General features: G+C 32.5%; 11 protein-coding genes. All 11 read left to right on the top strand.

The window, feature by feature from the left end; genetic code table 11:
- The first annotated feature begins 239 nt into the window (after positions 1–239).
- Positions 240–1,568, top strand: a complete 1,329-nt coding sequence (locus HGAG_RS07920) for a uracil-xanthine permease family protein (protein ID WP_026074079.1) — start codon at positions 240–242, stop codon at positions 1,566–1,568.
- 98 nt (positions 1,569–1,666) lie between these two features.
- Complete coding sequence (locus HGAG_RS07915; protein ID WP_019118637.1) at positions 1,667–3,073, top strand: uracil-xanthine permease family protein; 1,407 nt, start codon at positions 1,667–1,669, stop codon at positions 3,071–3,073.
- Positions 3,074–3,407: 334 nt separating this feature from the next.
- Entirely contained in the window at positions 3,408–5,723 is a 2,316-nt protein-coding gene (xdhA, locus tag HGAG_RS07910; RefSeq protein WP_019118636.1) for a xanthine dehydrogenase subunit XdhA, read from the top strand.
- Positions 5,724–5,735: 12 nt separating this feature from the next.
- Positions 5,736–6,620 carry a xanthine dehydrogenase subunit XdhB gene (gene xdhB / locus HGAG_RS07905; RefSeq protein ID WP_019118635.1) on the top strand — a complete coding sequence of 295 codons (885 nt, stop codon included), beginning with the start codon at positions 5,736–5,738 and terminating at the stop codon, positions 6,618–6,620.
- On the top strand, positions 6,613–7,212 hold the full coding sequence (gene xdhC / locus HGAG_RS07900; protein ID WP_019118634.1) for a xanthine dehydrogenase subunit XdhC: 600 nt from the start codon (positions 6,613–6,615) through the stop codon (positions 7,210–7,212). Before xdhB ends, xdhC begins: the two co-directional genes overlap by 8 nt.
- 15 nt (positions 7,213–7,227) lie before the next feature.
- Complete coding sequence (gene hydA / locus HGAG_RS10895) at positions 7,228–8,406, top strand: dihydropyrimidinase (RefSeq protein WP_019118633.1); 1,179 nt, start codon at positions 7,228–7,230, stop codon at positions 8,404–8,406.
- A 237-nt stretch (positions 8,407–8,643) separates the two neighbouring features.
- Positions 8,644–11,244: a selenium-dependent xanthine dehydrogenase gene (gene xdh / locus HGAG_RS07890; protein ID WP_026074078.1), complete on the top strand. Its 2,601-nt coding sequence runs from the start codon at positions 8,644–8,646 to the stop codon at positions 11,242–11,244.
- A gap of 257 nt (positions 11,245–11,501) precedes the next feature.
- Positions 11,502–12,209, top strand: a complete 708-nt coding sequence (gene yqeC / locus HGAG_RS07885) for a selenium cofactor biosynthesis protein YqeC (protein ID WP_040401680.1) — start codon at positions 11,502–11,504, stop codon at positions 12,207–12,209.
- Entirely contained in the window at positions 12,199–12,771 is a 573-nt protein-coding gene (locus HGAG_RS07880) for a nucleotidyltransferase family protein (protein WP_019118630.1), read from the top strand. The genes yqeC and HGAG_RS07880 overlap by 11 nt, the downstream gene beginning before the upstream one ends.
- A complete protein-coding gene (gene yqeB, locus HGAG_RS07875) occupies positions 12,758–13,579 on the top strand; it encodes a selenium-dependent molybdenum cofactor biosynthesis protein YqeB (protein WP_019118629.1) in 822 nt (273 codons plus the stop codon). The genes HGAG_RS07880 and yqeB overlap by 14 nt, the downstream gene beginning before the upstream one ends.
- Positions 13,560–14,336, top strand: a complete 777-nt coding sequence (locus tag HGAG_RS07870) for an XdhC family protein (RefSeq protein WP_019118628.1) — start codon at positions 13,560–13,562, stop codon at positions 14,334–14,336. The genes yqeB and HGAG_RS07870 overlap by 20 nt, the downstream gene beginning before the upstream one ends.
- The last annotated feature ends 55 nt before the right edge of the window (positions 14,337–14,391 follow it).

Below are 14,391 nucleotides of genomic sequence, written 5' to 3'. Positions count from 1 at the left end.
AAGCTAGTTTATTTTTTAAACTAGCTTAATAAATAAAATTCTTATTTAAATATTTTATGAACTTATTTTTAAAATATAAGAAAAATTTTTTTATCAATTTATTTGTTTAAATTATAAGTAAATGTATCATATTATTGGAGTTTAAAAAATTCTAATATAGGATATAGAAAAAAATTATATCAAAAAAAAGGAGATGAGATGGAAAAAAAGAAAAAAACACAAACACGTCCTTGTTTGACATGGATGCAAATCCGAGTTTTAAAAGGAGTTTGCCAATAGCCCTTCAACATTTATTGGCAATGATAGTAGGTAATACACTTCCGGCAATCGTTCTTACAGGGCAGTTAGCAAATACAGAATTTGCAGTGTCAGCTCAAGATGCAGTTTATTTAATTCAAGCTGGAATGTTTGTAGCAGCAATCGCAACATTTTTGCAATTATATCCAGTTTTCAAAGTTGGAGCAAAACTTCCAGTAATTATGGGAGTAAGTTTTGCCTATATTCCAGTTTTGACATCAATAGGAATAAAATATGGAATAGGAGCAGTTTATGGTGCCCAGTTAGTTGGTGGTGTAGTTGCCTTTGTGGTAGGAATGAATATAAAAAGAATTTATAAATTTTTCCCACCAATGGTTTCAGGAACAGTAGTTTTAACAATAGGACTTTCACTTTATTCAGTTGCCTTAAATTATATGGCAGGAGGAAATGGAAATCCTAACCAAGGAGATTTGGTTTATTGGGGTGTAGCATTTTTAACTTTAGCAGTAACTCTTTGCTGTAATATGTTTGGAAAAGGAATTATAAAACTTGCAGCTATTTTAATAGGAATTGGCGTTGGCTATGTTGCATCAATATTTTTTGGAATAGTTAATTTTGATGGAGTAAAAGAAGCCGCTTGGGTAACTCTACCAAGAATTATGCCATTTAAATTAGAATTTCCAATTGATGCAGTAATTACAATGTCAGTAATGTTTGTTGTAAATTCAATTCAAGCTGTAGGAGATTTATCATCAACAACAGCTGGAGGACTTAATAGAGTTCCAACAGCAGATGAGCTTGAAGGAGGAATTAAAGCAAACGGTTTAGCTTCAGTGATTGGTTCATTGATTGGTGGAATGCCAACAGCAACTTACAGCCAAAACGTAGGAATAGTTTCATTAACAAAAGTTGTTGCAAGAAAAGTTTTTGCAATCACAGCAAGCCTTATTCTTGTTGCAGGATTTATTCCGAAATTTGGAGCTTTAATGCTTTCAGTTCCACAAGCGGTTATAGGTGGTGCAACAATTACAGTTTTTGCACAAATAACAATGAGTGGAATGAAATTAATAATGTCAGACGAAATGAGCTCAAGAAATGTAACAATAGTAGGACTAGGAATAGCCCTTGGTATGGGAATTGTTCAACTAGGCGATCAGGCTTTAGCACAATTTCCAGAATGGTTTAGAATGGTATTTACATCCTCACCTGTAGTTTTAGCAACTTTAGTAGTTTTCTTACTAAATATAATAATGCCAAAGAAAACTATAGAAGAAGAAGAAGCTGAAAGAAAGGCGATGGATGATAAATAAAATAATTTTGTTTTAAAAATAAAATTATTATAAGGGGAGTTTTAAAATAGCTCCCTTCCTTACGGAAAAAATAAAAATAAATAGAGAAGGAAAAATTTATGGAAAAAGATAAAAAATTTACAGGTCTTTTTAATTTTGAAGGAGACGTAACAACAAAAGAAGCGTTACCTTTAGCTTTTCAACACGTTGTAGCCATGATTGCAAGTTGTATTACACCACCAATAATGCTTGCAGGAGCAAGTGGTCTTTCACCAAAAGATACAATGATTTTAATTCAAATAGCTTTAATAGGATCAGCACTTACAACTTTATTGATGATTTATCCAATTAAAATTATAGGATCAAGACTTCCTATGATATTTGGGGTTTCATTTGCTTATGTACCTACAATGATTGGTCTTGCCAATCAATTTGGAGCCCGAGGCCCCGCAGAAGTCGTTGCAATAGTTTTGGGAGCCCAAATTGTTGGAGGAATTTGTTCAATACTTTTTGGACTAGGATTAAAATACATAATGCCACTTGTCCCACCACTTGTTTCAGGAACAGTAGTTTTAGTAATAGGACTTTCACTTTATCCTGTAGCAATGAATTATATGGGTGGAGCAGGAAGCGTAGAAGTTGCAGGCTGGGGAGCTTGGCAAAATTGGTTAGTCGGAGGAATAACTTTAATATTAGGACTTGGATTTACACATTTTGGAAAAGGAATGTTTAAACTTGCAAATGTATTATTTGCTATGATTATTGGATTCATAATATCAATGTTTTTTGGAATGGTAGATTTTTCTCCAGTAAAAGAAGCTGGTTGGATTTCAGTAGTAGAACCATTTCACTTTGGAATTTCTTTTGAGCCATCAGCAATAATTTCAATTACAATTATTTTTATAGTAACGGCAATAGAAGGAATCGGTGATATGACCTCTACAACAGTAGGTGGTATGGATAGGATTCCTACACCAAAAGAATTAAGAGGTGGAATTGTTGGATATGGTGCTGCAAACTTAGTTGGAGCGATTTTTGGATGTCTTCCAACGGCAACATTTTCACAAAATGCTGGAGTTGTTTCAATAAATAAGGTAGTAAATAAAAAAGTATTTACCCTGGCATCTTTGATAATTTTAGTATCAGGACTTGTTCCAAAATTATCATCAATTCTTACAACAATTCCTTATCCAGTTTTGGGAGGAGCAACACTTTCAATTTTTGCTGCTATAACAATGAACGGAATTAGAATGATCACAAGCCAACCTCTAAGTGCAAGAAATACTTCAATAGTTGGAGTTTCTGTAGCTTTAGGTGTAGGATTTACTACAGTTGCAGCAAGCGCACAAAATGCTGGAGTTGTATTTATGCCAGAAGAATTAGCAGTAGCAATCGGATCATCACCAGTTGTACTTGCAGCAATTTCTGCAGTATTAATGAATTTAATTATTCCAGAAAAAGAAGAAGACAAGGCGAAAGAAGATTCACTTGCAAATCTTGAAATTAAAGAATTAGAAGAAGAGTAAAAATAAAAGCTTAAAATCTTCAAAAAAATAGATTTTTTATGGAATTATTTAAAAAGAATTATTTTAAATAAATTTCAAATAAAATTCACTATTTTTTAGGAAAATAAAGATTTTAAGCTTTATTTTTTTTGCCAAATGAATAATAAATTAAAATTTTTAAAAAAATGAAAAAAATATGGGGAAATTTGGAAAAAATTTTTAAAAAAAATCCCTCAAAACCTTGAAAACGATTAGTAATTTGTGGTAATATATTATATACAATATGCAATTAAAAGGGAAATTGTAGAGAGATTTAATATAAGGAAAATGCTTTAAAACATTTTAGGAGGTTAAAATGTACGTAGGAAAAAGTGTTAAAAGAGTTGACGCATACGATAAGGTAACAGGACGTGCAAAATATACAGAAGATTTAATAATAAATGGTGCTTATGTAGCGAAAATTTTACACTCAACAATTGGTCATGGAAAGGTTATCTCAGTTGATACAAAAAAAGCGGAAGAAGTTGAGGGAGTAGTTAAAATTATTACTTGTTTTGATGTTCCAAAACATTCATTCCCAACAGCAGGTCACCCTTGGTCAACTGATAAAAATCACCAAGACGTTGCTGATAGAAGATTATTAAATGAACACGTTAGATATTATGGTGACGATGTAGCTGTAGTTATTGCAGAAGATGAAGTTTCAGCAAGTCAGGCTTTAAAATTAATTGAAGTTGAATACGAAGAATATGATGTGGTTTTAGATCCTATTGAATCAATGAATAATGGATTAAGACCAATTCATGATGAATTTCCTGATAATATTTTGGGACATACCAAAAATTACAGGGGAAATTATGACGAAGCGATAAAAGAAGAAGGACTTATTAAAGTTGAAGGTTGGTACGAAACTCCAATCGTTCAACATTCCCACATAGAAAATGGAATTGCTTGTGCTTATGAAGAACAAGGAAAAATTGTAGTAATTGCTTCAACTCAAATTCCTCACATTGTAAGACGTGTTTGCGGTCAAGCTTTGGGAATTGGCTGGGGAAAAATTAGACTTGTAAAACCATATATAGGCGGAGGTTTTGGTAACAAGCAAGATGCTTTGTACGAGCCATTAGCAGCCTATCTTACAACTCAAGTTGGAGGTCATCCTGTAAAACTTGATACATCAAGAGAAGAAACTTTTGTTTCAACAAGAACCAGACACTCACAAAAACTTCATATAATTTCTTATGTAAGAGCTGATGGAACTTTTGCTGCTAGAAAATTAGAGTTATTTTCTAACAATGGTGCTTATGCATCTCACGGTCACTCTATAGCTGCCAAGGGAACAAATTGCTTCCACCAATTATATCCTTGTGATAACACACAAGCTGATGGATACACAGTTTATACAAACCTACCAACAGCAGGAGCTATGAGAGGATATGGAATTCCACAAACTATGTTTGCTTTTGAATCTCACCTTGATGATGTTGCTAAAGCTTTAGATATGGATCCATTAGAATTAAGAATGCAAAATATTATGCAAAAAGGCTTTATCGATGGATTTTCAAGAAATGAAAACTACTACGATTCTTTCAGAGAAGCAATTTCTGTTGGAAGAAAAGCAATTGATTATGATAAAAAGATAGAAGAATATAAAAATCAAACTGGAAATATAAGAAGAGGAATTGGTCTTGCTGCATTTTGGTATAACACAGCAGTTTATCCAATTTCACTAGAATCATCTTCTTGTAGGATGGTTTTAAACCAAGATGGTTCAGTTCAATTGCAACTTGGAGAAACTGAAATCGGCCAAGGTGGAGATACAGCATTTTCACAAATGGCAGCGGATGCTGTTGGTGTAAAAATGGAAGATGTTCATATAGTTTCAACTCAAGATACAGATGTAACTCCATTTGGTTTGGGAGCTTATGCTTCAAGACAAACTTTTGTTTCAAGTTTTTCTATCACAAATACTGCTAGAGTATTTAAAGAAAAAATATTAGATAGGGCAAGTAAAATTTTGGAATATACTCCACACAATCTTGATCTTGTTGATAGTATGATAATAAATAAAATAACTAACAAGCCATTATTGTCTTTAGGAGAACTTGCTACAGAAGCCTTGTATAATACTCGTGATAGTGAACATATTTCTGCTGAAGAAACTTATACAATAAGAAATAATGCTTTCTCATTTGGTTGTTCATTTGCAGAAGTTGAAGTTGATATTTCACTTGGAAAAGTTAAACTTCTAAGACTTATAAATGTTCACGATTGTGGTAGACTTATAAATCCTAGACTTGCTGAAGCTCAAGCTCACGGTGGAATGAGTATGGCAGTAGGATATGCTTTATCAGAAGAATTAAAATATAATGATAAGGGAAAAATTTTAAATGATAACCTTCTTGATTATAAATTATCTACAACCATGGATCACCCACACTTTGAAGCATATTTTATAGAAAACCCATCACCAGTTTCACCATATAATACAAAATCACTTGGTGAACCACCAACTTGTTCTCCAGCTCCAGCAATAAGAAATGCAATTTTAAATGCAACTGGAGTAGGAGTAAATAAATGTCCAATGACACCACACGTTTTGTTCCCACTTTTCAAAGAAGCTGGACTAATAGAAAATGATTATGAAAAAGACATGGAATATGATGCTTAAAGGAGAAAAAATATGTATGATGTAAAAAGAATTTATGAAGCCTATACAATTGACGAGGCTATAAAATTAAAAAAAGAACATCCTGAAGCAAGATATATAGCTGGTGGTTCTGATGTTTTGGTCAAAATCAGAGAAGGAAAAATGGCAGGACTTGAGCTTATTTCACTTTATCTTATAGATGAGCTTAGGGGAGTTAAGATGGAAGAAGATGGAACAATTAGAGTAGGATCTTTAACCAGCTTTACCCATATTACAAATGATCCAATAATTCAAAAACACTTAAAAACTTTGGGAGAAGCAGTTGATACTGCAGGTGGACCTCAACTTAGAAATATTGCTACAATCGGTGGAAATATTTGTAACGCTGCTCCATCAGCAGATTCTTGTACAACAGTTATGGCATATGATGCTATAATTGAATTAAAAGGCGAAAATGGTTTTAGAGATGTTCCTGTAAAAGATTTTTATATAAAATATGCAACAGTTGATATAAGAGAAACTGAAATTGTTACAGCAATAAAGTTTAAGAAAGAATCCTATGAAAATCATTACGGACATTATTTTAAATATGCAATGAGAAATGCTATGGATATAGCAACTTCAGCTGCATCAGCAAATGTAAAATTTGATGAAGATGGAAATGTAGAAGAAGTAAGGGTTGCATACGGAGTTGCAGCAGCTATTCCGGTTAGAGCCAATGAAGCTGAAAAATCTTTAGTAGGAAGAAAATTAACAGATAATAATATAAATGTTTTTGCAAAAAAAGCCCTTGATGAACTATCACCAAGAGATTCTTGGAGAGCATCAAAAGCCCTAAGAACACAAATACTTTATGAAATAACAACAAGATGTTTAAAAGAAATTAGAAAAGAACACGAGGAGGGATTAAATGCATAGCAGAGAATATGGACCATATGGCCCAAAGCCAGAAGAAAAACTACATTACGAACCTCAATATAAGGTTATAAAATGTAGGATAAATGGAATAAGGGTTACAAAAATGGTTGATGTGAGAGCGTCACTTACAGATTTTTTAAGAAATGAATTTGCCCTAACAAGTGTAAAAAAAGGATGCGAAGTTGGAGAATGTGGAGCTTGTGCAGTTATAATTGATGGTGAAACTTTCAATTCATGTATCTATCTTGCAATTTGGGCAGAAGGAAAAGATATTTGGACAACTGAAGGACTAACTGCATCAGACGGATCACTATCAATTATCCAACAAGCTTTTGTAGATGAGGCAGCAGTTCAATGTGGTTTTTGTACACCAGGTTTTATAGTTTCAGCAACAGAAATAATTGCAAGAGGAAAATATTATACAATTGATGAGCTTAGAAAAGAATTAGCAAATCATATGTGTAGGTGTACAGGCTATGAAAATATCTTGCTTGCAGTTCAAAAAGCAAATAATATTGAAAATGGTTTTGAACAACTAGAAGAACATGTAGTAAATCAAATCAAAGAAGAAGATAAAAAAGATTATATGTAAAAAGCAGGTGAAGGCGTGTCTATATTGATTAAAAATGGAACTGTGGTTCTAGATGAAAAAATAGAAAATTTAGATATTTATATAGAAGATGAAAAAATCCAAAAAATTGGCAAAAATTTAAACCTAAGTGCTGAAAAAATTATTGATGCCAAAGATAAAATAGTTACGGCAGGTGGAGTAGACGTTCACACCCACATGTCTTTGGATTTGGGAAAATTTGTTGCTTGTGATGATTTTCATACAGGAACAATAGCAGCAAGTTATGGAGCTACAACTACCATTTGTGATCACATAGGAGCCTTAGAAAAAGGAGCAAGCCTTCACAAATTAATAGACCATTACCACGATATTGCAGACGGAAAAGCTGTTATAGATTATTCTTTTCACGGAGCAATGTATGAGGTCAATGATGATTTGATTGAAGAAATAGAAGATTTAATGGATGAGGGAATCCCATCCATTAAAATCTATTCAACTTATGCAGGAAAACTTGAAGATGATGAAATCCTAAGAGTTTTGAAAAAAGCAAAAGAAGTTGGGACAATAGTTTGTGTTCATTGTGAAAACGATGGGCTCATAAAAGAATTGAGAAAAGAGGCGATAGAAGCTGGTAATCTTTCTCCAAAATACCATGCCCTTACAAGACCAAATGAAAGCGAAGCAGAAACAATAAATAGACTTGCCTATCTTTCAAAAGTAGCAAATGATCCAAAATTATATATAGTTCACACATCAACCAAACAAGGACTTGATGAAATAAAAGCAGCAAGAGCCAGAGGACTTAAAAATATTTATTGCGAAACATGCACCCAATATTTAACTTATGATGAAAGTAAATATATGGACAATCCAAACGAAGAAGCGGTTAAATATATTTGTGCACCTCCCCTTAGAAAAAAATCAGACATAGAAGCCTTGTGGGAGGGAATAAAAAATGAAGATGTGGATGTAATAGCAACTGACCATTGTCCATTTATATATGAGAGCGAAAAAAAACCTTACGCTGATGATTTTACAAAAGCGCCAGGAGGAATTCCTGGAGTTGAAGAAAGAATGGAAGTGGTTTTGACTGAAGGCTTAAAAAGAAATATTCCATTAAGTAAATTAACAAATCTTTTGTGCAAAAATCCAGCAGAAATCTTTGGATTTTCAAATAAAAAAGGAAGTATAAAAGAAAAAAAGACGCAGACATAGGGATATTTTCCAAAATTTCCTACACAATAAAAGAAGAAAACAGACATTCAAAATGTGATTATACAAGCTATGAAGGATACAAAACAGATGTAAAAGTTGATACAGTAATAGCAAAAGGAAAAATTATTTTGGATAAAAATGGATATTATGGAAAAAAAGGCATGGGCAAATTTATAAAAAGAAAATTAGATAAGGAAATATGATGACAAATAAAGATACGATTTTAATAGGAAAAAAATACAAGGACAGGATCCCTTTATTATAAAAGTTAATGGGAAAACTTATGAAACATACGAAGATAAATCTTTATTAAGATTTCTTAGAGATGACTTAAAATTATTTTCTGTTAAAGATGGTTGTAGCCAAGGAGCTTGTGGAACTTGTACAGTTATAGTTGGAGATATTCACAAAAAATCTTGTATAGTTAGGCTATCAAAACTTAATGGAGAAGAAATTATAACAAACGAAGGTCTATCTCAAAAAGAAAAAGATGCCTTTACATACGCCTTTACTAAGGCAGGAGCTGTCCAATGCGGTTTTTGTATTCCTGGAATGGTTATGAGTGGAGCAAGTTTAATTAGACAAAATCCAAATCCTACAGAAAAAGAAATTAGAGAAGCTATCAAGGGAAATATTTGTAGGTGCACAGGCTACAAAAAAATCGTTGATGGAATAACTTTAGCTGGAAAAATTTTAAGAGGCGAAGAAGAAATAAAAGACGAAGAAAGTGATGCTTTTGTTGGAGCAAGAGCCGACAGAATTGATGCAAAAGAAAAAATTCTTGGAACAGGAACTTATGCAGATGATATAGAACTTCCAAATATGACTTATGGTTCTTGTGTAAGAAGTAAATTTCCAAGAGCAAGGCTTTTAAGTTTAGATACAAGCGAAGCCGAAAAACTTGATGGAGTTGTTGGAGTTCTTACTGCAAAAGATTTGCCAGTACAAAAAGTTGGACACATCCAAAGAGATTGGCCGGTATTTATTGATGTTGGACAAACAACAGCTTCCCTTGCAGATGCATTTTGTTTTGTAGTTGCAGAAGATGAAAAAACTTTGGAAAAAGCAAAAAAACTTGTAAAAGTTGAGCTTGAAGAATTAGAACCTGTTAGTTCAATCAAAGATGCTATGGCAGAAGATGCCCCACAAGTTCACGAAGGCGTTGACAATCTTTGCCAACAAAGACATGTTTCTCGTGGAGATGCAAAAAAAGCTTTGGAAAATTCAAAATATACAGCAACCTTTACTTACAAAACTCCACTTGGTGAACACGCTTTTCTTGAACCAGAATGTTGTGTGGCAGAACCATACAAGGATGGAGTAAGAGTTTATTCATCCGACCAATCAGTTTATGATACAAGAAGAGAATTGTCAATTATGTTTGATTGGGAAGATACTCCAGAAAGAATTGTCGTAGTAAATCCATTTGTCGGCGGAGGATTTGGTGGAAAAGAAGACATGAGTGTTCAGCCACCAGCAGCTCTTGCAGCTTATCTTTTCAAAAGACCAGTTAAACATAAATTTACAAGAGATGAATCATTAAGATGGCATCCAAAACGCCACCCAATGGAAGGAACATTTACAATCGGCTGTGATGAAAATGGAATTTTCCAAGGAATGGAATGTGAAATTTATTTTGATACAGGAGCTTATGCTTCACTTTGTGGACCAGTTTTGGAAAGAGCTTGTACTCACTCAGTAGGTCCTTACAATTATCAAAATACAGATATAAAAGGCTACGGATATTATACAAACAATCCTACAGCAGGAGCTTTTAGAGGATTTGGAGTTTGCCAATCAAATTTTGCAATGGAATCAAACATAAATATTTTAGCAGAAAAAGTTGGAATTTCTCCATGGGAAATTAGGTATAGAAATGCAATAAAACCAGGCGAAGTTCTTCCAAACGGACAAATTGCTGATAGATCTACTGCAATGGTTGAATGTCTTGAGGCTGTAAAAGATATTTATGAAAAAAATAAAGATCACGCAGGAATTGCAGTTGCTATGAAAAATGCCGGAGTTGGTGTTGGACTAAAAGATATTGGTAGGGTAAAAATTGTTGTTGAAAAAGATTTTGTAAGAGTATTTTCTGGAGCAACTTGTATAGGTCAAGGTGTTGGTACAATTATTTTACAAATGGTTGGAAAGGCAACAGGACTTCCATATCACAAAATAAAAGTTATGCCACCAAGCACTTTAACAAGTCCAGATTCTGGAACAACATCAGGTTCAAGACATACCCTTATAACTGGTGAGGCTGCAAAAAAATGTGCTGAACAACTTGCAAAAGATTTAGAAAACCATAGCCTTGAAGAGCTTGATAAAAAAGAATATTTTTACGAATATGATGATCCAACAGATCCGCTTGGCTCTGATAAACCAAATCCAAAATCACATATCGCTTACGGCTTTGCAGCCCATGTTGCAATTTTAGATGATGATGGAAAAGTTACAGATGTTTATGCTGCTCACGATTCTGGAAAAGTTGTAAATCCTACAACAATTGAAGGCCAAATCGAAGGTGGAGTTATAATGAGTCTTGGTTATGCTTTAACAGAAGATTTGAAAGTTCAAAATTCTGTTTTAAAAGCAAAATATGGAACAATGGGCTTGTGGAAAGCACCAGATGCTCCAAATATTCATACAATTTTAATTGAAAAAGATGAATTATTAGACCTTGCTTACGGAGCAAAAGGAATTGGAGAAATTGCAACAATTCCAACAGCACCAGCAGTTCAAGGAGCATATTATGCAAAAGACCACGATTTAAGATTAGAGCTTCCATTAAGAGATACAGCTTATAGTAAAAATAAAAAGAAAATTATAAAAAAATAGGAGAATAAAGGATTGTGAATTTCACACTTTAATTAAGTAGATAAATCGACATGCACGAATATCGGACTACAAAAATTGATGATTTCTAAATTTAAAACTTCTAAAATCGCAAACTCTGGCGACGCCCTCAAACAGTGCGATTTTGGACGAAGTTTTAAATTTGAAATCAAAACAATTTTTTCCGCATGATATTCTTAGCATTTCGATTTTCTGCTTTTTTAAAAATTGTCTTTCACAGTCCTTTAATTTATTTTATTATGGAAAAAAATTTAGATGAGATTTTAAAAATCAAAAAAAATGATGTGATTTCTATCACAGGATCTGGTGGCAAGACTTCTCTTATGTTTTATCTTGCAAATATTTTAAAGAAAAAAGGTTCAGTTTTAATTACTAGTTCTACAAAAATAAAAGTTCCAGAAAAAGACCAAGTCGACGAACTTTTTTTATCTTTTGATGATTATATAAAAAAAGATTTTAAAAATAAGATTGTAGGAATTGGCCAAAAGCTTGATGGAGTTAATAAATTAAAGTCTATTGGAGAAAATAATTTAAAAACTATAAAAAAAGACTTTGATTATATTATAATAGAAGCAGATGGATGTAGAAATCTTCCCCTAAAATTTTGGAAAGAATATGAACCAGTTATTTATGATTTTACAGATAAACTTGTTGGAATTTTTTCTATAAAAGTTTATGGAAAAGAAATTTCTCCTGATTTCATTTATAATTTTGATGAATTTAGGGAGAATATAAAAAGTGATATTGTAGATGAAGAAGTTTTTGAAAAACTTATAAAATCTGGAATTTTCGGAGATTTTTGCGGAGAAAAATTTATTTTCTTTAACCAAGCTGATAGTATTTTTGAGAAAAATCAGGCAAAAGGGGTAATAAGTTATTTAAGAGAGAAAATAAATTTGAAATATTTTTATGGATCAATTTTAAAGGAGAAATATTATGAAAATTAGTGCAATTGTTATGGCGTCTGGACTTTCTAGAAGAATGGGAGAAAACAAACTTTTACTTGATTTTAAGGGCGACAAACTTTATGAATGGGTTCTTGATTTGGTAGAAGAAATTGATTTTGATGATGTTATCCTTGTTTCATCTTATGATGAAATTCTTGAATCTGGCAAAAAAAGAGGATTTAAGGCGATTTTCAACGACAACAACGAAGTTGGCAAATCTGCATCAATTAAGCTTGGAGTTTTAAATTGTGATAAGGATTCTGCTATGATGTTTTTTGTAGCTGACCAACCATTATTAAAAGTTGAAACTGTTAATAAATTAATTGAAAAATATAAGGAAAATCAATTGATTACCTATCCAAGAACTGAAAAAAGAAGGGGAGCTCCTGTAATATTTTCACCAGAATACAGGGAAGGTCTTTTGTCTTTAGATTTTGACCAAGGCGGAATGATTTTGGTTAAGGATGATAATAAAAATGAAGTTAAAATTGACGATATTAAAGAATTGTGGGATATTGATACCTACAAAAATTTGGAGGAATTAGAAGATGCCTCTAAATAATATTGTAGTTTTTAGGGGCGGTGGCGATGTTGCAACTGGTTCTATCCAAAAATTATTTAGAACTGGTTTTAAGGTTTTGGTTTTGGAGATGGAAAAACCTCTTTGTATAAGAAGATATGTTTCAACTGCCCAAGCAATTTTTGATGGAGAAGTGCAAATTGAAGATTTTACTGCAAGAAAAGTTGAAAGTCTTGAACAAATTAAAAAAGCCTGGGATGAAAATGTAGTTCCAGTTTTTGTTGACCCAAAGGCTGAAATTTTAGAAGAATTAAAACCTATGGCTGTGGTTGATGGAACTCTTGCCAAAAAAAATATTGGAACAAATAAAAATATGGCTGATATTACAATCGCTCTTGGACCTGGTTATGAGGCAGGAGTTGATGTTGATTATGTAATTGAAACAAACAGGGGCCATGACCTTGGTAGGTTAATTTTTGAAGGTTTTGCAGAAAAAAATACAGGAATTCCTGGAAATATTAAAGGCTTTACAAGTGAAAGAATTTTAAGAGCAGTAGACGATGGACAAATCCAAGTTATAGAAGATATTGGTTCTGTTGTAAAAAAAGACCAAGTTGTCGCTCTTGTAAATGGAAAAGAAATAAAATCACAACTTGATGGAATGGTTAGGGGCATGATTGGAAATGGCTCTTTTGTTACAAAGGGTTTAAAAATTGGAGATGTTGATCCAAGAGTTATTCCAAAAAATGCAAAAACTATTTCTGATAAGGCAAGGCTTATTGGTGGAGGATGCCTTGATGCTATTCTTATAGGAAAAAGGAGAATTGAAAATGGATATACAAATTCTTAAAAAAATTGTAGAAAAACTTGATGGGGGAGAAAATGTTGCCTTGGTAATTCTTACAGAAACCAAGGGTTCAGCTCCCGGCAAGGACAATTCTTCTATGGCAGTTTTTGAAAATGGAGAAATTTCTGGAACAATCGGCGGAGGTCCTATAGAGTTTGATCTTATTAAACAAGCAAAAAAAGCTCTAGAAGATGACGAAGAAAAATCTTTTGATTATACTTTAAATGAAAAACAAGAAGTGAAAATGTCTTGTGGGGGAAGAAATAAGGGGTATATCAAAATTTTTAGGGCAAATCCCAGTTTGATTATTTTTGGGGCAGGTCATGTTGGACAAAAGCTTGCAAGAGTTGCTGTAAATACAAATTTTGACGTGACCGTAGTTGACCAAAGAGAAGATTTCGAAGACAAAAAAGATTTGGAAAATATAAGAGAATTTGTAATTTCAAATCCAAAAGATTTTGCTTCAACCTATAAATTTAACAAAAATACCTACATTTTAATCTGCACACCAGATTATGATGAGGAAGTTTTGGAAAATGTAATCGACAAAGATTATAAATTCCTAGGTATGATTGGTTCAAAAAGAAAAGTAAAAAGAGTTTTTGATAATTTGAAAGAAAAAGGAGTAAGTGAAGATTTACTTAAAAAAGTTCACGCTCCAGTAGGTTATGATATTGACGATGGAAGTGTTGAGGAAATTGCAATTTCAATTCTATCCTTGATGATTTCAATTAAAAATAATAAAGTAATAGAAAATTAAAAAAAATACAAACCATTAAATATTTAATGGTTTGTAATTTTTTGGAAAAATTTAT

It is taken from the genome of Anaerococcus obesiensis ph10 (genome assembly GCF_000311745.1).
Lineage (GTDB): Bacteria > Bacillota > Clostridia > Tissierellales > Peptoniphilaceae > Anaerococcus > Anaerococcus vaginalis.
Note: the sequence above shows the minus strand (reverse complement) of the source record. Positions and strands in the feature narration are given on the sequence as shown.

What these genes read in the sequence shown, in the direction of transcription:
- HGAG_RS07870 (WP_019118628.1), top strand. Translation starts at nt 13,560, where the DNA reads ATGGATATACAAATTCTTAAAAAAATTGTAGAAAAACTTGATGGGGGA.
- xdhB (WP_019118635.1), top strand. Translation starts at nt 5,736, where the DNA reads ATGTATGATGTAAAAAGAATTTATGAAGCCTATACAATTGACGAGGCT.
- yqeC (WP_040401680.1), top strand. Translation starts at nt 11,502, where the DNA reads ATGGAAAAAAATTTAGATGAGATTTTAAAAATCAAAAAAAATGATGTG.
- yqeB (WP_019118629.1), top strand. Translation starts at nt 12,758, where the DNA reads ATGCCTCTAAATAATATTGTAGTTTTTAGGGGCGGTGGCGATGTTGCA.
- HGAG_RS07915 (WP_019118637.1), top strand. Translation starts at nt 1,667, where the DNA reads ATGGAAAAAGATAAAAAATTTACAGGTCTTTTTAATTTTGAAGGAGAC.
- xdhA (WP_019118636.1), top strand. Translation starts at nt 3,408, where the DNA reads ATGTACGTAGGAAAAAGTGTTAAAAGAGTTGACGCATACGATAAGGTA.
- HGAG_RS07880 (WP_019118630.1), top strand. Translation starts at nt 12,199, where the DNA reads ATGAAAATTAGTGCAATTGTTATGGCGTCTGGACTTTCTAGAAGAATG.
- HGAG_RS07920 (WP_026074079.1), top strand. Translation starts at nt 240, where the DNA reads ATGGATGCAAATCCGAGTTTTAAAAGGAGTTTGCCAATAGCCCTTCAA.
- xdhC (WP_019118634.1), top strand. Translation starts at nt 6,613, where the DNA reads ATGCATAGCAGAGAATATGGACCATATGGCCCAAAGCCAGAAGAAAAA.